Annotated in this window: 15 protein-coding genes; 1 reads left to right on the top strand and 14 read right to left on the bottom strand. The window is 40.5% G+C overall.

Going from position 1 to position 22,321, the window contains the following annotated elements:
• Position 1: 1 nt before the first annotated feature.
• The 12 genes from rfbD to MH144_RS15995 all read right to left on the bottom strand — a co-directional run bounded on the left by rfbD (position 2) and on the right by MH144_RS15995 (position 14,768).
• The gene (gene rfbD / locus MH144_RS16050) at positions 2-868 is read right to left on the bottom strand and encodes a dTDP-4-dehydrorhamnose reductase (RefSeq protein WP_239302230.1); all 867 of its coding nucleotides are present in this window, start codon (positions 866-868) and stop codon (positions 2-4) included.
• Positions 868-1,890, bottom strand: a complete 1,023-nt coding sequence (gene rfbB, locus MH144_RS16045; protein ID WP_239302229.1) for a dTDP-glucose 4,6-dehydratase — start codon at positions 1,888-1,890, stop codon at positions 868-870. Before rfbB ends, rfbD begins: the two co-directional genes overlap by 1 nt.
• An 18-nt stretch (positions 1,891-1,908) precedes the next feature.
• A complete protein-coding gene (gene rfbC / locus MH144_RS16040) occupies positions 1,909-2,469 on the bottom strand; it encodes a dTDP-4-dehydrorhamnose 3,5-epimerase (RefSeq protein ID WP_239302228.1) in 561 nt (186 codons plus the stop codon).
• A gap of 22 nt (positions 2,470-2,491) precedes the next feature.
• On the bottom strand, positions 2,492-3,235 hold the full coding sequence (locus tag MH144_RS16035; protein ID WP_239302227.1) for a sugar phosphate nucleotidyltransferase: 744 nt from the start codon (positions 3,233-3,235) through the stop codon (positions 2,492-2,494).
• 398 nt (positions 3,236-3,633) lie between these two features.
• On the bottom strand, positions 3,634-4,452 hold the full coding sequence (locus tag MH144_RS16030; protein WP_239302226.1) for a glycosyl transferase family 2: 819 nt from the start codon (positions 4,450-4,452) through the stop codon (positions 3,634-3,636).
• A 25-nt stretch (positions 4,453-4,477) separates the two neighbouring features.
• On the bottom strand, positions 4,478-5,434 hold the full coding sequence (locus MH144_RS16025) for a glycosyltransferase family 2 protein (protein ID WP_239302259.1): 957 nt from the start codon (positions 5,432-5,434) through the stop codon (positions 4,478-4,480).
• The gene (locus MH144_RS16020) at positions 5,427-6,737 is read right to left on the bottom strand and encodes a nucleotide sugar dehydrogenase (protein ID WP_239302225.1); all 1,311 of its coding nucleotides are present in this window, start codon (positions 6,735-6,737) and stop codon (positions 5,427-5,429) included. Before MH144_RS16020 ends, MH144_RS16025 begins: the two co-directional genes overlap by 8 nt.
• Positions 6,738-6,749: 12 nt before the next feature.
• Positions 6,750-8,933, bottom strand: coding sequence for a glycosyltransferase family 2 protein (locus MH144_RS16015; RefSeq protein WP_239302224.1), 2,184 nt, complete (start codon positions 8,931-8,933; stop codon positions 6,750-6,752).
• A 7-nt stretch (positions 8,934-8,940) separates the two neighbouring features.
• Positions 8,941-9,894, bottom strand: a complete 954-nt coding sequence (locus MH144_RS16010; protein ID WP_239302223.1) for a class I SAM-dependent methyltransferase — start codon at positions 9,892-9,894, stop codon at positions 8,941-8,943.
• 1 nt (position 9,895) lies between these two features.
• Positions 9,896-12,439, bottom strand: coding sequence for a glycosyltransferase (locus MH144_RS16005; protein WP_239302221.1), 2,544 nt, complete (start codon positions 12,437-12,439; stop codon positions 9,896-9,898).
• Complete coding sequence (locus tag MH144_RS16000) at positions 12,439-13,974, bottom strand: ABC transporter ATP-binding protein (protein ID WP_239302219.1); 1,536 nt, start codon at positions 13,972-13,974, stop codon at positions 12,439-12,441. The genes MH144_RS16005 and MH144_RS16000 overlap by 1 nt, the downstream gene beginning before the upstream one ends.
• Positions 13,975-13,991: 17 nt before the next feature.
• Positions 13,992-14,768, bottom strand: a complete 777-nt coding sequence (locus MH144_RS15995) for an ABC transporter permease (protein WP_239302217.1) — start codon at positions 14,766-14,768, stop codon at positions 13,992-13,994.
• A 117-nt stretch (positions 14,769-14,885) separates the two neighbouring features.
• Between MH144_RS15995 and MH144_RS15990 the strand changes: the two genes are divergently transcribed.
• Positions 14,886-17,351 (top strand): O-antigen ligase family protein, encoded by a 2,466-nt coding sequence (locus MH144_RS15990; protein WP_239302215.1) that lies wholly within the window; start codon positions 14,886-14,888, stop codon positions 17,349-17,351.
• Between the two features lie 99 nt (positions 17,352-17,450).
• Here the strand turns inward: MH144_RS15990 and galU are convergent, their stop codons facing one another.
• On the bottom strand, positions 17,451-18,329 hold the full coding sequence (gene galU, locus MH144_RS15985; protein WP_275440149.1) for a UTP--glucose-1-phosphate uridylyltransferase GalU: 879 nt from the start codon (positions 18,327-18,329) through the stop codon (positions 17,451-17,453).
• A gap of 78 nt (positions 18,330-18,407) precedes the next feature.
• Positions 18,408-22,190 (bottom strand): DEAD/DEAH box helicase, encoded by a 3,783-nt coding sequence (locus MH144_RS15980; RefSeq protein WP_239302213.1) that lies wholly within the window; start codon positions 22,188-22,190, stop codon positions 18,408-18,410.
• Between the last annotated feature and the right edge of the window lie 131 nt (positions 22,191-22,321).

Genomic DNA, 22,321 nt, shown 5'->3' with positions numbered 1-22,321 from the left:
CCTATTTCGACGACAATAAACTAATAAATTCACGCAGACCCTCCCGCCATGGGCGGATATCTGCCAAACCATTCGTTCGAATGGATAGATGGTCCATTACCGAATTACGCGGCCTGGGAGCTGGTCTGGGGAACTGCTCTGTCGTACAAGGCTCCAATTGTGCTTGGATGGTAAACCCTTCAACATTTCGAGCTTCCGCAAAGATCGCTTCCGTGAAATCATACCATGTACAAGTACCACTGTTGGAAGCATGATATACCCCATACATTTCTGTTTGCATAAGCTCTAGGATAAATCCTGCCAAATCAACGGTAAACGTAGGTGACCCCTTTTGGTCATGTACTACCTGTAGCTTTGGTTTTTCCTGACCCAATTTCAGTATCGTTTTGACAAAGTTATTCCCGTATAGGCCGTAAACCCAAGAAGTACGCACAACAAACCATTTGGAGGACAACGACTGTACCAGTAATTCTCCTGCTCGTTTCGACTTGCCATACACACTTTGCGGATTCGTATCATCGTATTCCTGATAGGGAGTTAATGAATTGCCATCAAATACATAGTCCGTACTAATATAAATTAGTTTAGCTCCTGCTCTTTCTGCCGCTACAGCAACATTGCGTGTTCCTACCGCATTCACCTTATATGCTCCATCGATATCTGTTTCCGCTGCATCTACGGCAGTATAAGCTGCACAATGAATGACCACTTCAGGATGATAAGATGAAATGACTTCACTACACTGTGCCTGATTCGTAATATCCATCTGATCCCGATCACAAGCAAGAACAGCATGCCCCTCCTTCTCCAAAAGAAGAACGACATCCCGTCCCAGTTGTCCGTTTGCTCCTGTAACCAAAACCTTCATTACTCCACGTCTCCCAATCGAGATCCATATTGCTTAGCATAGTACTGTTGATAGACTCCAGACTGAATACGGGTCCACCATTCCTTGTTATCCAGATACCAGTGAATAGTCTCCTTGATCCCGGTTTCAAACGTATGCTTTGGCTTCCAGCCTAATTCAGACATCGTTTTGGTCGGATCAATGCCATATCTACGGTCATGCCCAGGCCGGTCCTGCACGTATTTGATTAAGGATTCCGGCTTACAGAGTTGCTCCAAAATGGTTTTCACGATGTGCACGTTAGTTCGTTCATTATTGCCACCTATGTTGTATACTTCACCGTTACGTCCTTGATGGATCACCAAGTCAATGGCGCTACAGTGGTCTTCAACATAGAGCCAATCTCGAATGTTTAATCCATCTCCATACACAGGTAAGGCTTCATCAGCAAGGGCCCGTGAAATCATCAGAGGGATCAGTTTTTCAGGGAACTGGTACGGACCGTAATTGTTGGAACAGCGTGTGATATTTACCGGAAGGCCAAAGGTTTCATGGTATGCGCGCACAAGCAAGTCTCCACCAGCTTTGGATGCCGAATAAGGACTGTTCGGTTGTAATGGAGAATCTTCTGTAAATAGACCTGTAGGGCCCAGAGAACCATATACCTCATCCGTTGACACTTGAACGAATTTAGAGATATTGTGTTTTTTTGCTCCTTCAAGCAGTGCTTGAGTACCGTTCACATTCGTTTGCACAAACACACCAGGTTCCAATATGCTGCGATCCACATGAGATTCGGCGGCAAAATTAACAAGTACGTCTACACCTTGACCGATCAGGCGATCCATCTGGGCAGCATCTGTAATGTCTGCTTTGACAAAGGTATGACGTGCGTTGCCTTCAAGTGATTTTAAGTTTTCCAAGTTACCTGCATACGTCAGCGCATCCACATTGATGATTTCGTAATCAGGATGCTGGTCCAGCATATACATCACAAAATTACTTCCAATAAAACCGGCCCCGCCGGTAACGAGCAGTTTCATAGTGTTGGAACCTCCTAATTACTTCACTTCGAAATTGAAATTGATCTCCGCATCTTGAAGTAAAGGATGTCTTTGGTCCTTATCTGACAAAGTTGGACTAGATGTAGGCCAATCAATTCCAAGAGCCGGGTCACTCCATAATATGCCGCGGTCGTTCTCCGGGGAATAGTATTCGTCCACTTTGTACAAGACTTGGGTGTTTGGTACCAGAGTACAAAAGCCATGAGCAAATCCTTTGGGTACCAGTAACTGACGGTGATTATATTCACTCAAGATGAAACCCTCCCACTGTCCGAAGGTAGGGGATCCTTGACGAATGTCCACGATAACATCGTAAATCACACCCGAAATAACCCGAATTAACTTCGTTTGTGCTTTGGGATTAAGTTGGTAGTGCAATCCGCGCAGCACACCGGGCTGAGCAGACAAGGATTGGTTATCCTGAATAAAGTGGTAATTTATTCCTTGTTGATTCATGAGGTGTTCATTGTAACTTTCCATAAAAAAACCCCGGTGATCCCCGTGAACCACTGGTTCAATCAAACAGGCACCATTCAGCTTGGAAGGAGTGATTTTCAATTACTCCGCCATCCCTTCTCTTCTATAACTTTAACTTCCCGAACTCGTCTCCGAAAACAATATTCCGTGCCAATTCATTGGCCCTTGCCAATGAAGCGTGAGTCCCTGCGTCTGTCCACCAACCCTTAAGTATATCGTAGGTTAGATTTCCTCGTTCAATGTACGCATTGTTTACGTCTGTGATTTCCAATTCACCTCTTGCAGACGGCTTTAATGTCTTGATGATCTTGAAGACTTCACTATCAAACATATATATGCCTGTTACCGCATATTTGCTTTTGGGTTTTTGAGGTTTTTCTTCAATGGATACGATACGATCGCCATGTAACTCAGGCACTCCGAAGCGATGAGGATCGCTGACTTCTTGTATCAATATTTTTGCTCCGGACTTTTGCTCCCGGAAATTAGCCACATACTCTGTAATGTCGTCTTCGAACACGTTATCCCCCAGGATGACCACCATCTGGTCATCACCTGTAAATTGTTCTGCCAGTCCAAGCGCTTGAGCTATTCCTCCTGCTTCATCTTGAACGCGATATGTGAATGAGACACCTATATCGCTTCCGCTGCCGAGGAGATTAACGACGTCTCCCATATGTTCTTTGCCGGTAATCACCATGATGTCGGTAAGGCCAGCTTGTTTCAATTTATATGTCGAATGGAAGATCATTGGATACCTTCCTACAGGAAGCAAGTGCTTATTAGTAACCTTAGTTAAAGGAAAAAGGCGGGAACCAGTCCCGCCTGCAAGAATTACGGCTTTCATTAAGTCACCTCAGAAATTTGCTAGTTAAAGCTGAATATTCAAAGCCCGAAAAATCAGTTCAATGAAAAGCGAATCCTCGTCTGGAGATACAGCATGTAAAATTTCATGATAATGTCAGTGCTCTTAAATATTTTAACATCATTCAAATTTATCAAATGCCCTAAGTCTCAGACTTATCATTTTAATCCAACTAGATCTGAGCCATAGATAAAAATGCACATTATGCATAAAATCAAAATTGTTTTAGTAAGGTTTGCGGTAAGTTGGCACACAGCACTGATTTGTTGCTGAAAGAGCATGAAAAGACGTTCTTTTCTAATTCTGTGTTTACCTGCAGCTGGTAATTCTACTTTGTTTCAGTAACATACGGATATCGAAATTCTTAAATTGTGTACTAGCTAAAGTTCAGTAAAATAATCCCTGAAATATACCAACGTTTCGTTGAGTCCAAGAGGGCTATGACCTTTTTCTTTATCGCAATATAGAACAATATTAATTTTACTAAAGAAATCAGACATAATATGAAGTTCTGATAGAAACGGGGATAGATGATACTTCATGTCATGTTGACTTGCAACATTTTGAAGATATATTATCTCTGGAATGTAACTAATCTCATTATAGAAATAAGAGGCATTTAATCTGGTTTTGTATTTACACATGATATCGTCAATTAAATGACTAGATGGAAGGGTTTCAAACAAAGCATCAACATGACTTTTGTAATAATTAGTTACTACAGTTTGAGGGTTATTAACCATTACTTTTGTCTCCTTTATGAAACCACCTAATAAAAGAGACATAAAACCTCCACCAGAACTACCATGAAACATAACATTATTTCGCAGAATTTTACTATAATCAAATATTTTGACAAGTATATTTGATATAATTTCTAAATAATGTTTATCTTCATCACCAAAGCCCCATCCTATACTCATTTCCCCAAGATATAGTGTTGGATCATTATAAAATATCGATGATTCCTCTATATGATGTATCCATGAGTGTCTTTGGAAAATTGGAGGAGCTATTTTTTCCATTTGATAAGCACCTGAGCCAAACACAATTACTTTTCTTTTTTGACTTTTCATATTTAAAAGAAATTCAAAAGGAACTCCTTCGTACATTACAGTTAATTCGTATGGAAAGTCATAAAGAATATGGGTTCTAGATAAATCACTATAGTTAGTTTTTATTTTTTTTAATAACTCCATATTCCCTCCATATATACATTAGATATCATTTATAAAACCTATACAAAAATAAATACATTTTGTGCCCGAGAATATTTAGACCTAAGCAGAATAATTGTCTCAAAGAAAAAAAACCGTATCTAAAAGACTGAATTAATATTTCCCTCCCATATTTCATCTCTCCAAACAGCGATAGATTATGTCCAAAAGAGAACAAATATCGAGCCACATATTCCGCCCCTGCATCCATTAACATTCTGGAGTGAAGGCTCCATATCAATTCATATCCCTTAATCATTTTACTTCTATCAGAAGAGATACTATTCTCAGTATATTCCACTTTTACTAGAGGCTCATCTATCCAGATAAAGTTACAGTCAGATGATAATCTCAACCATAACTCCCAATCCTGAAATCTTGGCATTTGTTCATTAAAGCCACCGAACTTTTCAAAAAAAACTTTTGGCATAAGCACAGTAGGCGTTGCAATGAAATTCCCTCTAAGTAATTGCTTATTTAGCCTCCCTTCCTTTGGGATAATTATATCTTTCTGATTCTTCGGGATATATTCTTTGGATCCCTTTTTATTACGAACGAAACTAGAAAAGATAATGGAGGGAGAACGATCATCAATTAATTGAACTTGTTTTCTTAACTTACTAGGATCCCAGTAATCATCGCTATCTTGAAATGCTATCCATTGTCCTTTAGCCCGATGAATCCCCACATTTCTCGCAGCTGCTGCCCCTATATTTTTTTTCAACAAAAAATATCTAATTCTATCATCAGAAAAAGAACTAATAATTGAACATGTCTTATCCGTAGAACCATCATCAATTATAATTAACTCGAAATTTGAATAAGTTTGGTTAAGAATACTCTCGATTGCACACGCTATTGACTCTTGTCGATTATATACTGGCATGATAATACTGATTAATATAGAATTTTGAGATATAACTTTCTCCCTCCATTCCGTTAAATAATATAAATTTTCAAGCACTGACAACTTTATCAGTTTCGAATCCCCGGTATACTCCTCTTGTATCAACGATAAGTTGGCTATGTTGAAGAATCATTTCATAATCAAAGTCATCGTGATTGGTACTGATGATGACGCAATCCATTTGCCTCAATAACTCCGGTGTTAATAAAACCGAATTCAATTCAAAATGATACTCTCTCATTTTAGGGAATTGTTTAATATATGGATCACAGTAAGTTACAATTGCTCCCTTCGAACGTAGTAATTCCATTAATTCTACAGAAGGAGACTCCCTAACATCATCAATATTTTTTTTGTATGACAAACCAAGTACAAGTACCTTGGAGTTTTTCACCGATTTCCCCATTTCATTTAATGCATCATTAACTTTATGAATTACCCATGTAGGCATTGACGTGTTAATTTCACCAGAAAGTTCAATAAATTTGGTGTTTAATCCATATTCCTTAGCTTTCCAGGTTAAATAAAAAGGATCTATCGGAATACAATGCCCCCCCAAACCTGGACCAGGATAAAACGGAGTAAAACCGAAAGGCTTAGTAGCAGCCGCATCAATTACTTCCCATATATCTATCTCCATACGATCAGCTATCATCTTCATCTCATTTGCTAGACCAATATTCACTGATCTATATATATTCTCCAATAACTTTGTTAATTCAGCAGCTTTCGTCGAGCTTAAAGGTACTACTTTTTCAATAATACTTTCGTACAGTGCAACGCCAATTTCCAAACAGTCTTTTGTTATTCCTCCTACAACTTTAGGAATTGTAGATGTTGAGAAGTTAGGGTTTCCCGGGTCTTCTCTTTCAGGAGAGTACACAAGAAAGAAATCACTACCAATTTGGAATCCTTTTCTTGAAATTCGAGTAGCCAATTCTTCTTCAGTGGTTCCAGGGTAAGTGGTACTTTCCAAACTAAGAACCTGTCCTTTCCTAAGATAAGGGAGGATGGCCTCTATTGTTTTAACTACATAAGACAAGTCCGGCTCCCTATATTGATTAAGTGGAGTGGGTAAACATAATATAATAACATCAACATTACCAATTTCAGAAAAGTCAGTAGTAGCACTAAATATTTTCGTTTCAGTAACTTTTTTCAATTGTTCTGACGAAATATGTTTAAAGTAGCTGATACCATCATTAATATGCTGAGTTTTAAACTCATCTATATCAAAACCAATTACCTTTATTTCTGAGTTAGCATAAGCTAGAGCCAATGGAACACCTACATACCCCAGACCAATGATCCCAACTACAGCATTATTATTTATTAACTTTTCTAATAATTCTTTTTTCACTTTAATATCCCCTTATTTATCTTCTTCAATAGCCTTATTAATAATCATATTAATATCAGTCCAATCTTTCCCTAACGTAATCATCCTATCACTGTACTTCTTAATCTCCACTCTAATTTTAGGATTTATTGGATGCCAAACTCCTTCTTTACCAAAGTACTTATAAAGGTTTTGGTTACATCTATCTAGATCGACTAATGAATCACATATATCGCTTTCAATCACAACATGAACGTCTTTTGGGGACACATCAGGAATGTACTTTTGTACCTCTTGGAGTATGGGGGTACTTCGTACAATTAAATAGTCACAAGAAATGCTTTCTCCATGTACCAATATCTCAACCACTCCATTGTTGATCAAGTCTCTTATTAATGAATCAAGTAAAGTAGTTGGGTCCGGTTCATAGGAATACATCTGTATTATCCCTATTTTTAATTCCTGTTTCTTTGATTCCATAATGTCGTTTAGTAAACGTAGAACAATCTCCGATTGCCGAAAATCTGAAACAAATACTATATCAAAGACTCTTTTTTTCAAAGGATTAACTTCACGTAACGGCTTCATTGGTTCGACAACGGCAAATGGTCTAGATAATTGCGGAAAGTCATACCGTAAATCTTCCGAAGTATTTTGAAATTCTATATAGCTATCTCTATAAAACCTTCTTGCACCAGTTAAAGGCCCATTTAATCCAAAACTATTGCTTGCCGTTAATGAATTCATAGTTATCCTTGGAAATGATAACGGCCCCGTTTGTAAATCAATCACAGCTTCCTTTCCAAATGTTTTTTGCAATCTATTGATAAATTCACTATCTGCACTAAATCTAACGTTATCCCAGTATCCGATTTTTTCAACCACCTCTTCGCGCCGAAACATTAATGAAGATGTATTAGGGAATATATTTTTACCTATTCTACCCTTTCTATAAAACATAAGATCTTCCGTTGCTCTAGCAGCTTGAGAAGTATTAGCAATACACTCTTTATTTTCTACTAAGTGAAGAGCCTGTACTTCCAATTTCATTGGGTGAGACCAATCATCTGCATCATGACAAGTAACAAACTCTCCCGTTGCACTCTTTAATGCAATATTTCTAGCTGTATAAGTCCCTCTATTAAATTCTGCTCTTATTAATTTCACCCTAAGATCACGAGCGACCAATTGCTCTATTTTTTCAGTAGTTTTATCACTACTACAATCATCAACAATTATTATTTCTAAATTTGTCCAAGTTTGGTTCATAACGGATTTCAGAGAAGTTTCAATAACTCCCCAAGCATTATATACAGGCATTATTACTGAAACCTTTGGTTGATAACCAAAAGAACTTGCAGATGTTATATTATCTACAATTAAACAATCATAGATTGTTTGACCTGAGGTTCTGTCTAACCTTACATTAGGAATGTTATATAATTGCAGGGCTTTATTAACCCACTTAATCCTATCGTCGACAGCCATCTCGAAATTACTTGCAGCGAGACAAAGGTTTGCATCGCTAATTAACTTAAATGCTTGTTCGATTTCAATCTTTGATTTATCTATGTCACCTAATATTTTGTAACATTCTGCTCTAATAATGAACGCATGATAAGTTCGGTTAATATCATTGACTCCATCTAGACTTATATCTAATAATTCAATACATTTATGAGCATCATGCTCATTTAATTTATTTGAATACCACATGGATAATTCCCAGGCTGCAACAGCTCGGACTTTTTTTGTCAAGTAATTGTTCTTAACTATGTCATGCAACTCATTCAATGCTCGCTCTTCGAAGCCTAAAACAAATAATTTTTCTTTCAATTTACGTATTTTCTTCAGTTCTTGTTTACTATCAATTGGATTTTTTGAAGTAGTTTTATACTGACTTTTATACTTCCCTTTTCTTTTAAAGGTTATGTTTTTTATTCCCCTTAGAAATCTTGTGATTTTCCAAGAATGACTATTCTCCATCGCTTTTAATTTTGTAAATGAACGCTCTCTCTCTAGGTCGATGTGATAGGTTTTCTCTTTTATATCCCTTAGAACAAACTGGAGATTTTCAAGTTCGCTAAGTAGATTTTTATTTTTCGTTTTTTCCAAGTCAATTTCTTCAACTAGTTTATCTAGCTTAAGCTTTTTACCTACGAGATATTTGGCCCCATTTAATGAGTTATCATCCTCGTATCGTACTTTGTTCTCCATGAGCACACTACTTTCTTTGTAAGATCAATCTAATATCCCGTAAGGGTTTAGTATACCTCCACGACTTACTGTTAATAATATCCTCATAAACTCGTTCATATTTTTTTTTTTGTAATAATGATAATTTATATTTTTTTTCCGTTTTTTTTATTTCCTTCTTGTAATTGGATATCCGAGAAGATATCCGTTCATTTTCATCCTTTATTCTAGTCAGATTATTTACATTAATGCTTATTGTAGAATCAATGCTAATCAATTTACTCTGTCTTTCTTGCTCCTCCCTAATTCCTATTAAATGCTCATTAATTTCGAGTAAATGCTTATTTATTTGCTCAAAATTGGAATCAACCCTATTCTTATCATTATTTTGAAGATTCCCCATTAATAATCCTTGACGTAACTTATTCATATTAAATTTTTGTCCTTCTGAGTGATAATAACATATCAGTCTTCTATTCTTTGTTGAGTTAAATAAAGGCTCTTCAACTATTATATGATAATCAGGATTCTTCCCAATCCAACTTATTACCTTTCCTAAATCTACTGGGTCATGAATATGTCCCTCCTCCGAGTTTTCCCTCCACATATATGGAACAGAAATGAGTACACGCTTCCCCACCTCAAATAACTTTTTCACAAAGGGAACTGGATCTTGAATATGTTCAAGAACTTGCAAACATGTAACAAAATCGAACCTTTCTGTAGGCTGGAACTCCATAAAATCCATTTGAATACCTTTAACATTTCCAGACTGATACGGTTTATTTATATCGAGAGCATATCTATTAGCTATCCAATTGAAACTTTCAACATATTCGGCATTTGAAGAACCTACATCGAGTAGGCTTTTAGCGTCATCCCCCAATGCTTTAACCATAAATTTTATGTACTGGTAATACATGAATCTTTCCCTTCTTGCCCAGTACGATTCTTCTTCACTGTTCACGTGATGATACTCCATTTTACTCCTCCCCTATTTTCAATCTACTTATGTGACTAGAATAGTCGAAAAAATCCGAGATATAGTTTAAAGCCTTTGCAATTTGTGATGCATATATTTCACTATCACTTATCAATATATTAATTTTAACTTTTACTTCCTCCGGTTCAGCATATACTGCAGCATCCCTAAATAAATCTTTATAGCTAGGCGGCAATATGACCGGCACCCCAACAGCCATTGCTTCAATAATGACACGCCCAAATGCTTCGATACATTCTGGATGAATGTAGTACACAAAAACATCTATTCCAGCCAAAAATCTCATTGGATCCATATCACCAAAATCTATTACTCTCCAATTTTTGGGCAAAAACCCAAGAATACTCTCCGGTATTTTCGCTCCTCCAAGAACATGAATTTCATAAGGTGCAGAATCAGGATATATTTGAAGAAGTTCAGCTGGATTAGATGGCCATTTTACGTATTGGTCTCGAGAATGCCTTCCTATCCTAATTTCAGAGTGTCCAATTGGTAATTTTTTTTTTTGTTTCCATTCATCAGTGTTGATAATATTTACCCAATCTTCCTCGGCTAAATGAATTTCTTTTATCTCTTTAGCGTGCTGTTTTATAAGCGTATTTCTTACGAGAGGCCCTATTGGGTACCAAACACCAGTTTGTGCAAAGTATCTCTCTAGATTTTCTTGACAACGTCCTATATCATATGCAACAGCCCCATCTCCTCCATAATCAACCTTAGGTGTTTGATTGACAATAACGCATATTCTTTTTGCCTTTACCTCAGGTATATATTTCTGTATCTCGTGGAGAACTGGAGGATGTCTTACAATTAATACATCGCATGTTATCTTCTCACCATAAACTAACATTTGTACTTGGGACCCATCAATAATTTCTCTAATTTTATAATTGATTTCTTTGGTCACCTTTGCCTGATAACTAGACATTTGTACAAGACCTGTTCTTAATCCAGCTTGTATTTGTGCCTTTATCTCCTCTAAGTTTGAAGAGGTAGTACCTCCAGATAGTCTGAAGTCTGAAGCAATAATAACATCAAAATGCCTTGGTTTCTCTAATCTATTCATACTCGGTTGCATAGGATTTGGAATAGCAAACGGTCTGTCGATCTGTGGAAATTCATACCGTAAGTTTACTGCTTGTTTATGATAATTATCGAAACTTTCAACATACTCTTTACGAGCACCAAAAAAATAACCATAGTATCCAAAAGGACCATTCTCCGTTAATGAATACTCAGAAACTCTCGTAAAAGATAATGGGCCAGAACATATATTGGCAACAGAGGCTTCACCAAATTCCCTTTTCATACGCCGTACGAACTCACCATCTCCACTAAAACGAACACTGTCCCAATAACCAATTTTCTCCTTCACTTTTTGTCTCCTAAACATCAGGGAAGACATGTTACTAAATACATATAACCTTTGTTGCTTTCGACGGTAAAAGAGCAAATTGTTTGTTAACCGACTTTGATCCGAAACATTTGCCACCAATTTAGGATTGTCTATAAGATGTAAAACTTGCCTTTCTATTTTTTCAGCATGAGACCAGTCATCAGCATCATGGCAAGTGACAAATTCACCCATCGCTACCTTCAATCCCAAATTACGAGATACATACGTACCACTGTTAACTTCAGCCTTAATCAGTTTTATACGAGTATCTAGTTCAATGTACTCATCAATGATTTCTATCGTACGATCTGTGCTACAATCATCAACTATAATTAATTCGATATTTGTCCAAGTTTGTGATAACAAAGAATCCAAAGCGGTTTTAATCACAGTCTCCGAATTATACACCGGCATAATAATTGAAACTAAAGGTTTCTTTTTAGTTACAAATATGTTTTTTTTGTTTTTACTTACAGTTTTTAAACGATCAAATAGGAAATTGCTTTGTCTTCCCTCTTTCTCTAAATCAATTTCTGCCAATCCATGTAATAGCATTAGCCTATTAATCCATTGGAGTTTTGTCGGCAAATCGTTTTTTAAATTGGCATTGGCCAATAATAAATCACCTTGCTTTTGACTCTTATTATTACTATTAATAATTTCTTCAGCTTGTTTTCCTTTACCAAGCATTTGGTACAATTCAGCTTGAAGTAATACACCTTGAAACAGTCTATGACTACCTGTTTCATTGATAAGAGATTTGTTTAAGAAAGAAAGGGCAATCTCTGCACTTTCAAGAGTACGATGATCAGCATACCAAAGAGCTAATTCCCAACAAGCTTCCCTGTGAGCTAACTCATTTGAATCATCTAACGTTAACTTTTTTAAATCTTCAATAGCCTTTTCATGAAAGCCTAAGTTTAATAATTTGTACTTATACTCTTCCACTTGCATACGAACAATATACTTTTGTTCTCCAACAAATCTCTTTATAAACTCTTTTTGCTTTAGTGATAATTTACTTTTCAAGTAGTCCTTCTGATTTTCAGATAATCTTTTCAAAGAAATATTCATTAAATAATCTACTAATTTTCGTGCCCATTTTCCCCGAGCAATACTTTTTAACATTAGCTTTTCACCATTTTGTCCTTATTCTTTTTCAGAAGAACTTGTTCTTTATATTCTTTAATTACATGAGCAGGCTCCCCATCACTGACAATTTCCCCATGATTCAACCATATAGCTCTTGTACATACCTTTTCTACAAATCCCATACTATGAGAAACGATAATAACCGCCTTTGCTAAACTAATCATCTCTTGAATCTTTTTACTTGCTTTTTGATTAAAGTAGAGATCCCCTGCAGAAAGCGCCTCATCGATAATAAAAATATCTGGGTCGAGAACTGCGGCTATGCTGAAACCTAGTCTAGATCTCATACCACTAGAATACTGTTTAATAGAACCATCTATTCTTTTGCCTAATTCAGAAAACTCCACAATCTCATTATAGTTCTCTTTTATCTTCGTTTTGGGAATCCCTAACAACATACCGTTAAGATATATATTATCTCGGCCTGACAACAGACCATTGAAGCCGGTACCATACGATAGAAGTGCAGTTGTTTTCCCTTGTATTGAAACTCTTCCTTCATCAGGGGCTAATATACTAGTTAGGACTTTACATAATGTACTCTTCCCAGCTCCATTATGTCCAATAATACCAACAACTTCACCTTCAAATATTTCCAAATCCACATTTTTCAAGGCCCAATGGACCTTGTGATTTAACCGATATGAGACACCCAGATTTTTTGATTGGATTACGATGTTATCGCTCTTCTTAGTCACAATTTTCGTAATATCCAGACTAGTTTTTTTCTTTGATTGTGAATTTGTCTTCATTTGTACTTGTTCTTCGTATAATTTGATTACTTCTGAAGGGATACCAATCTTTTTAATTCTCCCTTTATCAACCCATATTAATCGATCACAATTTTCCTTAGCATACTTCAAACTATGTGTAACCAGCACGACCATCTTCGCCCTGGTTACTAGTTCTTTCATTTTTTCAGCTGCCTTTCGACTAAACTCCAAATCTCCGGTATTTAGAGCTTCATCTAGTATAAGTATTTCAGGCTCTAAACAAGCCGCTATACTAAATCCGAGTCTTGCTTTCATACCACTTGAATAGTACTTAACTGGCTGATCAAAAAAATCACCTATCCCTGAAAACTCATAAATATCGTTGATAAATTCGTTTATTTTCTTTCGAGTAATTCCTATCATTGTTCCGTTTAAATAAACATTTTCACGACCGGTCATCTCTTTATTGAAACCTAATGCTAAAGAAAACAATGCAGTCACTCTACCATCAACCTGAAGCTTACCTTCATCAGGTTGCAATACCCCTGCTATAAGTTTGCACAATGTAGTTTTACCAGAACCATTTGTACCAATTATCCCTAAAACCTCACCTTTGTATCCTTCTAAGTTGATGTTTCTTATTGGCCATACCTCTTTAGGTTTAACATCTTGTTCTTCTTTCCTGTTAAGAAGCATGTTATAAAGGAGGGATTTGTAGTCTTCACCCTTCACTCCTGTAGAAAACGAAACACCCACATTTTCTAAGGAAATTACCGTTTTATCGTTACGATTAGTCAATTGGATTTCCCTCCCCTTTAGAGCGCCTTGATTATTTTGTGTTCATTTCGACTATAGAAATAAATCAAGCAAGCTACAACTACGACAGAAACTAACCCTATTACCATTAAAATTTCCAAATTAGGAGAAGTTCCACTGATAAAGATATCTCTATAACCTTTTAGAATATAGGACAATGGATTGATTTTTTCTATCCATTCGTACTGATAAGGAAGGCGACTTCCTTCCCATATAACAGGCGAAGCATAGAACCACACCCTCATGAAATGACTGAGTATATTGCTTAAATCTCTAATGAACACTGAAACATACGCGATGATTAAACTAATTGCCATCAAGAACAGAAGTTGAACTAAAATAACTATTGGTAAATATGCTATTTGCCAATGCGGTGGAATATGAAAAAACAGTAAAAAAACAACTACAACAATAAGACCAAACATAAAATTAACTAATTGGGAAGCTACCCTTGTCAAAGGAAAAATAGCTTTAGGGAGATTCACCTGTTGAATTATAGAAGTATATTGAATGATAGATCTTGAAGAGTTATTAATAGAAGTATTAGTCCATCTCCAGACAACTTGTCCAATAACTAAATAAATTCCATAATTCTCCCCTCCTCTTCCCATGACTATCACTACTAAAAAGTAGTAAACCAACGCACCTAGAAGCGGATCCAACAGCCACCAGAAATACCCTAAGTAACTGTTCCTATGCTCTGCCTTAAGTCCAGATTTAACTAAATATAATAGAAGATCTTTCCTTCTGAGTAGTTCTTTTAAATACCTTGTCATATTACCAATGCGCACCTTCCTAATTACAACCCGACGCTTCCGCTATCTAAATAAATGAAGAATAGGTTATATTGTGTTAAAATATTGTCGTATCTATATGCAAAGGAGAATCGAATCTTGTCGAATCCAGTATACGGGAAACAAAAGAAGACGTCGAGCAAGGCCAGTTCCAGTTCGGCATCACCGCTTTTATGGACACTGTCCATAGGACTTATCTTATTTTTACTCTGGTCGTCATTTCAAGTTGCGTTATTTAACGGACAGTTACTTCAATTTGAAGGACCCATTTATTGGGCAGTAGTAGTTACAACCCTCCTCTTGATTGTCTGGACTGTAGTCTATTACAAAAATATCTCACTAGAATCCCAACGAGATTGGCTCACATTATTCGTCATTCTGCTACCACTAACCTACATACTTTCATTCATTAGTGCAGCATCGAATTACTTGGCGACTAACATGATTCTGGTCCAGTGCATCTATGCCATGCTGTTTGTCATGACGATGTATTTGCTCCAGAACAAACAAATTAATCATATCATACAATCTTCCTTAATAGGAATTGCATATGTAATTGTCGGATATGGTCTATTGAATTGGTTTGGTGCATTCAGCTTCGCAGGCAAGCTGGTTGGATGGTTCTCTTCAGGGGTAGTAAATGGAGTTTACAACCAGGCAATCTGGAATGATGCCAACGGTCCGCGGCTTGCTTCCGTATTCCAGTACCCGAATACATACGCAGCGTTCTTGATGGCTTTTCTGTTCATTAGCATCTTTAGCCTGATCCGTACAAAAAAGGTGTACATGCAGTTGGTCCATGGCTTCATGCTTGTTCCCATCTTACTGTCCCTGTTGCTTACACTATCGCGGACAGGACTCGTGATGATGCCAATTGTGTTCGTGATCATCCTGTTATTACTTAAACCAGCAAAACAAATCTTATGGTTCATTTATCTTGCCATTTCGGGAATTGGTACGATTGCCATTCTGAATCCGGTCAATACCGCTGGGCTCGAATTACAACAACAGTTCTCTACTGGACTTGCAACTAAGGGTTGGATCTATCTGATTGCCGCATCCCTCGTTGTGGCATTCATCATCTGGTTGATCCAACATTGGGTCGCTCCCAAGATGGAGATGAAACTACAAAGCTTGGGTAAACGCAAAGGCTCAAGCCTCTGGATCCCGCTTAGCTCAGCACTACTCGCCATTATTGCAGCAGTACTTCTGTTAGGTACCAGCGTTCGTAACATTTTGCCTGACAGCATCAGCACGCGTCTGGAAAATATCAACTTCCAGCAGCACAGTGTACTGGAACGGCTCACCTTCTACAAAGATGCCTCCAAGGTCATTGCAGATTATCCAGTGATTGGTGCAGGTGGCGGAGCTTGGACTGCCCTATATGAGAAGTACCAGAACAACCCTTATGTAAGTGCCCAGGCACATAACTTCTTCATGCAGTATCTGGTAGAAGTCGGAATCATCGGATTTATCATTTTCATGGCATTTATTCTCTACATCTTCTATCAATACGTTCTCAGCTACTTGCGAAGAGATGAAAGCGAAAGAGAGTCTCATTTTGTATTTTTCATTTTGTCCATGACTATTCTGGTCCTGAGCCTTCTCGATTTTAATATGAGTTACGTCTTCATCGGCATGCTGGTGTTTATCGGATTTGGAGGTATGGCAGCCGCGATTGAACCACGGCCTGTTAAACGTTTGAAGATAAGCCCATCTGCTGCACGAGGGATCTATACCGCGATCGCCGGAGTATCAATCATCATACTATTGATTGTATTCGTCCGCTTCTTGCAAGCAAATCAATATGCAAAAGAAGCCAAGGAAGTTGCGCAAACCAGCCAATCCTTTGAAGAAATTAAAGCTGCACTTGATAAGGACTTGGCAATACGTAGTACACACTCTGACTCTCTGTTGACGCTAGCTTCACTATATCAACAAGGTTTCCAACAGACACAAAATGAGCAGTTCTATACGGCAGGCGTAGATCTGCTGCAAAAAGGACTACAAGCAGAGCCGTACAACAAAAGTATGGTTAAACAGCTGATCCAGCTCTATGAGCTTAAAGGTGATAGTGACCAAGCGTATGCTCTCCAAAAAGAATATGCCAACAACTATATCTGGGATATGGATTGGTATGAGACGCTAATTAGCCGTTCGTTCGATCTCGGATATCAGGCACTGGGACAAGGCGATACAGCTAAGAAAGAATCCTACTTCACATCAGGTCTGGATGCTTACCAACATGTTGTTGATGGCGTAGAACATCTCAAAACTCTCCCTGAAGGACAGCTTCAAGGACAGCCATTCGAGCTTACTCCAACAATGATTCTGAATGCAGGAAAAATGAGATACATGTCAAACGATTCTGCCGGAGCTGTAACAATTCTTAAGGGTGGAATTACTGAGGATCTGTCCGATTCGACCAACCGTGAAATTGCTCGTTGGTACCTTGCCGCTCTGGTTAAGGACGGACAACAGGATCAAGCGGTGTATGATAAATTGATCTCTGTTGCACCTAATGAAGCTGACGAGATTAAACAGATTGCTGAACTGAACTTCTAACAAAAAAAGTGTCCTAACGATTCTATTAATAATATTTCACACTAAAAAAGGTTTGCCCTCGATGGGCAAACCTTTTTTCTCTAATCCTTTAGAAGCAAGCTAATTCGATGACACGATCTTCTTCAAGTAATTCAACAAATCGTCACGCAAATCCGGGCGCTGCAGCGCATAATGAATGGTCGTCTCTATAAAGCCTAGCTTCTCCCCAACGTCATGACGCAGGCCATCAAAATGATAGGCAAGGATCTGTCGCTGATCGTTCAAGCGGGATAAGGCATCCGTTAACTGGATCTCTCCTCCGACACCGGCAGACTGCTGACCAAGAATATCGAAAATATCGGGTGTAAGAATATAACGTCCCATGATGGCTAGGTTCGAAGGTGCGTCTTCGGTCTTCGGTTTCTCGATTAAACGACGGGCACGGAATACACGATCATCCGTTGGAGAAACGACCTCTCCGTCCACGATTCCGTAACGGGATACTTCGCTCCAGTCGACAGGTTGTACCCCCACAATTGGGGATTGCAGCTCGTCATAGACTTCCATCATCTGCCCCAAACAAGGTTGCTTGGATTCCACGATGTCATCCCCAAGAAGGACAGCAAACGGTTCGTTCCCAATAAACTTGCGAGCGCACCAGATGGCATGGCCAAGGCCCTTCGGTTCTTTTTGCCGAATATAGTGGATATCCGCCATATCCGAAGGTTTGCGAACTTCGTTCAGCAAGTCCCACTTCTGTTTGCCTGCCAGATTCTGTTCCAGTTCAAATGAATAATCGAAGTGATCCTCGATGGCCCGCTTCCCTTTACCTGTAACGATGATGATATCTTCAATACCTGAAGCTACCGCTTCTTCGATAATGTACTGAATAGTCGGCTTATCAACGATGGGCAGCATTTCCTTCGGCATGGCCTTGGTTGCAGGCAGAAACCGGGTACCCAGCCCGGCAGCCGGAATAATGGCTTTGCGGATTCGCAGCAGAACCCACTCCTTTGCTAGATAGAGTTATATTTTAATATATTTAATGATGGAAAACTCCAATATGATTGGACTTCATTATACCATCAACAGCTCCCGAATATCCTGCTCAGATAAGGTCGTAGATCCGCCATCTCCCGGTTCGATCACTTCCGCAATCAGATCCTTCTTCCGCTGCTGCAGTTCCAGAATCTTCTCTTCGATCGTACCTTCCGTAATCAGACGGATAACCTGAACGACTTGCTTCTGCCCCATCCGATGGGCACGGCCAATGGCCTGTTCTTCTACCGCGGGGTTCCACCACAGATCATACAATATTACGGTATCTGCACCCGTTAAGTTCAGTCCGGTACCGCCAGCTTTCATTGAGATCAGGAACAGCTCGCCTTCCCCCTCGTTGAATCTGCGGCACATGTCGACTCGGCTCTGAGACGGTGTCTGCCCATCCAGATAGAACAGATTCCTTCCCTGCGCGGCCAATGTCTGCCGAATCAGGTTCAGCATGCTTGCAAACTGGGAGAAGATCAGAATTCGTTTGCCTGCAGCGAGACAATCCTGGACTGTTTCAAGCAGCTGCTCCATTTTGCCTGAGTCTCCCTGATAGCCCTCCACAAACAAAGCCGGGTGACAGCACAGCTGGCGTAAACGGGTGATGCCTGCAAGTATTTTGATCCGATTCTTCTGAAAACCGTTCTCTTCCATATCCCTGGATGTCTCATCCTGAAGCTGGGAGAGGTAGGCGGCATACAGTTTCTTCTGCTCCACCGTTAGCTCAGAGCGCTGTACTGTCTCAATACGATCCGGCAATTCCTCCAGCACATCCTTCTTCAGGCGGCGGAGAATGAACGGACGTACCATCCGGGCAATGCGCTCAGGTGGCAGGTCCCGGAACCTGCGATAGCTTGGAAACAGACCGGGGAAAATCGCTTCGAAGATGGACCACAGCTCATCCAGCGAGTTCTCTACAGGCGTTCCTGTGAGCGCAAAGCGCCGCGGGGCCTGAATCTGCTTGACGGCCTGAGCCGTCTGGGAGGAAGAATTTTTAATCGCCTGAGCCTCGTCCAGGATAAGCGTATGGAATGTTCTGCCCAGATACGTGTCAAGATCTCGACGCAGCAATGGATAAGACGTCACTATTACATCCGCCTGGTCCATGTCAGCCAGCATATTGGCTCGTTCTTCTTTTTGCCCTGCAGCGATCAAGACTCGCAAATGCGGGGCAAAACGCGCAAATTCATTCGCCCAGTTGTAGGTCAACGAAGCAGGCGCGACGACAAGCACAGGTGGATGGGTCGCTTGGCTTCTAATGGTTAATCCATCCTGTGATCCCGATGCATGGGAATCACTCCCTAGCCCCGCCAGAGATGCCTCATCCCATGGCAATCCGGTTATAGGATCAATCCCTGTATAGGCGGCCTCTGAGGCACCCTCTCTCAGTATCCCATTTTTCCCGTAACGATCTGGTCCTCCAACATCTCCATCTAAAATCGGGTTCTCACTTAGTTCAGCCGTGATATAGGCGATACTTTGCAACGTTTTGCCAAGTCCCATATCATCTGCCAGTATCCCGCCAAAACGATAAAAGGCAAGTGTGCGCAGCCACTGATATCCACTGGCCTGATAATCCCGCAGCACGGGAGCGAGTCCATTTGGCAATGCAAAATCCATCCGCTCAGGATCACGAAGGTCATCCAGGAAACGCTTCAGGGAACCTCCCCACTTCACATGTCCGGAAACCTCATCCCGGCCCGGAAGCTGTAGCGCTCGAACGGCGGGCAGCTGAATGTGGCTGCCCTTGATATCGCCCGCTCCAAGTCCCAGCGAATCCGCCATGTGGGCGAAGCTGTCTGCTCCTTCATTCTCAAGCGAAAGAAAGACACCGCTGCGCAAGCGGAAATACGGTTTTTTTTCCACAATGCTGCGCATGATTTCCTGAAGTTCCTGCTCGTTCACGCCTTCCATTTCAAACGAAATCTCCAGCCAGTCCAGTCCTTTCCCGAGATCTGCCCGGACTTTGGGAGGGGTCGGATAAGATTGCATCATAGCCTTCACGGCATTCGGGACATAGATGTCCACCTGTTTCTCCAATTCTGGCACCAAATGATACATCACATCATAGATCGCATCTTCACGCTCGCTCGCCCACACACTGCCTTCCCGTTCCAGGAAGGAACGATCAAGTCGCTCGATCAGATTCCGCTCGGCATGACGGTCCCGCACCAGGATAACCTTTTTCTCTTCTTCATCGATCAGATATTCCGCCAGCGGGTTAATCACCATTACACCATAATCAAACTCCAGACGCGCAGTGATCCGTTCCCTGTAAAAATCAATATAGAGCTTAGGCGCAAGCTCCGGCTCTGCAATTCGTTCACGCACCTGGGAGTCAATTGATAGATGTCCAAGCGTACGCAGTTCCGGCACCACATGCTGCACGAACTCATCGACTTGCTGAGATGATATATCGATGCTTTCCTTAATCCCACACGAAGTGAGCGCCCTGCTCAAGTCTTCCAGACTGCGCATCTGCATCGGCTCCAGCATGTGAAGTTGTCCTTCGACCACAGCAGCATCATAAGCCGGAAGCAGAATCAACTCGCGCAAACCCGAGATCTCGAGCTGGTACCCCTCATTGTCCCCCTGGGCAATCCGATAAAACAAAGGCAGTGCCCCTTCACCCAACGTGAGCGGTCCGTTCGCGAGACCCGTACCCTCCATCCGGCTGTCGGCCTGAAGCAGCAATTCCAGCAGTGGTTTCCACACCAGCGGCGCAATCAATATATCCCGGCCATCTGAAGCTCCCAGATAACCGGAGATGGATTCACGATACGCTTCCTCACTTTGCCTCATACGAATCAGCATGGATAGAATCTCCTGATCCTGAGGGCTGAAATAATGCATGGACGGGTCATAGAAAAACAGTTTGGTAAACGACATCGGCTCGCCCTTCTCGACGCAATTCAGGAATTGCTTCACCTTTTGCACTACGTATAGCCGTTTACTTCCGACCTTAAGTTCCAGCGCGAGCTTGGCTCCCCCCTTGTGAACCTGAACAAGCTTGCATATAAACTGAACCTGAAGCTCTTCCCGCAGCGATGAGCGGGTGACAGGTGCCATATATTTACGTTCACCCGCATGTAAGGGAATGCGTTCCTTGGCAAAGATGGACAGAATCTGGTCGGCTGTGCGATACGAAGGCTTGTCTGCTGAACGTCCCCAGCCTGGGGCTGAACTTGGGCGACCTGCCTGGGCAAAATGGGTAACCGGTTGATGATCCGCTTCAGCAGCGGAATTAAGCCCGAAAGCCGAGGATCCATTCTTTTGTGCAAAAGAATGAGATGTTGTACTCGTACTGGACTCCGTATACCGTTTTGAACTTGAACCTTCGTGTCGTTCCGAATTGTCATCCCTAGCCGAGTCTAAGGATGAAGAAGAGTTGGGACGCTCCCACTCCTTCTCTTCCACCAGCGTGCCTACTCTGGAAGCAGGGCCTATACCAGAGCTAGAAGAATTCCCTGAGGAAGGTTTGGATGACTCCTGAGATATGCCGGTAGCGGCAGCTTTAAGCTCCTGCTGCTCACCCCATTCATGAATCGCCAGCAGAACCGCAGCGACATGTTTGCAATAGTCATAATACCGGCCATCGCCTGGACAAGTGCATGTTGCCTCAACTTCCCCTTTTTCGTCCAAATCCACCTTCACCTGATATCGTTCCGTGCCACGCACCATGGCTTCATAATGACGCTGATCGTCACTGACTACCAGATTGCTCACCCTGCCGGACTGGTTATAGGCTTCCCCTCGTTTGAATGCCGTGACCCCGCACAGCAATTTGATATCCATCATGGTGAATGGCGCCACGTATTTCGCCTCCTTATGCGTTCTGGCAGGTATGAATATTCTCTCAATCCACCTGTCCCTTTTACAGAAAAAACCCCAAGAGCTCCGTAAAGCAGAGATTGGGGTTGCTTCATGCTTGTAACCTGTTGCTT

The sequence above is a fragment of the Paenibacillus sp. ACRRY genome (genome assembly GCF_022346995.1).
In the GTDB taxonomy this organism is placed as follows: domain Bacteria; phylum Bacillota; class Bacilli; order Paenibacillales; family Paenibacillaceae; genus Paenibacillus.
This window is presented reverse-complemented; position numbering and strand designations above follow the sequence as displayed.

Excerpts from the sequence above, each read along its gene's own strand:
- rfbD (WP_239302230.1), bottom strand. The coding sequence starts at position 868 with ATGAAGGTTTTGGTTACAGGAGCAAACGGACAACTGGGACGGGATGTC.
- rfbB (WP_239302229.1), bottom strand. The coding sequence starts at position 1,890 with ATGAAACTGCTCGTTACCGGCGGGGCCGGTTTTATTGGAAGTAATTTT.
- MH144_RS16035 (WP_239302227.1), bottom strand. The coding sequence starts at position 3,235 with ATGAAAGCCGTAATTCTTGCAGGCGGGACTGGTTCCCGCCTTTTTCCT.
- MH144_RS16030 (WP_239302226.1), bottom strand. The coding sequence starts at position 4,452 with ATGGAGTTATTAAAAAAAATAAAAACTAACTATAGTGATTTATCTAGA.
- MH144_RS16015 (WP_239302224.1), bottom strand. The coding sequence starts at position 8,933 with ATGGAGAACAAAGTACGATACGAGGATGATAACTCATTAAATGGGGCC.
- MH144_RS16010 (WP_239302223.1), bottom strand. The coding sequence starts at position 9,894 with ATGGAGTATCATCACGTGAACAGTGAAGAAGAATCGTACTGGGCAAGA.
- MH144_RS16005 (WP_239302221.1), bottom strand. The coding sequence starts at position 12,439 with ATGTTAAAAAGTATTGCTCGGGGAAAATGGGCACGAAAATTAGTAGAT.
- MH144_RS15995 (WP_239302217.1), bottom strand. The coding sequence starts at position 14,768 with ATGACAAGGTATTTAAAAGAACTACTCAGAAGGAAAGATCTTCTATTA.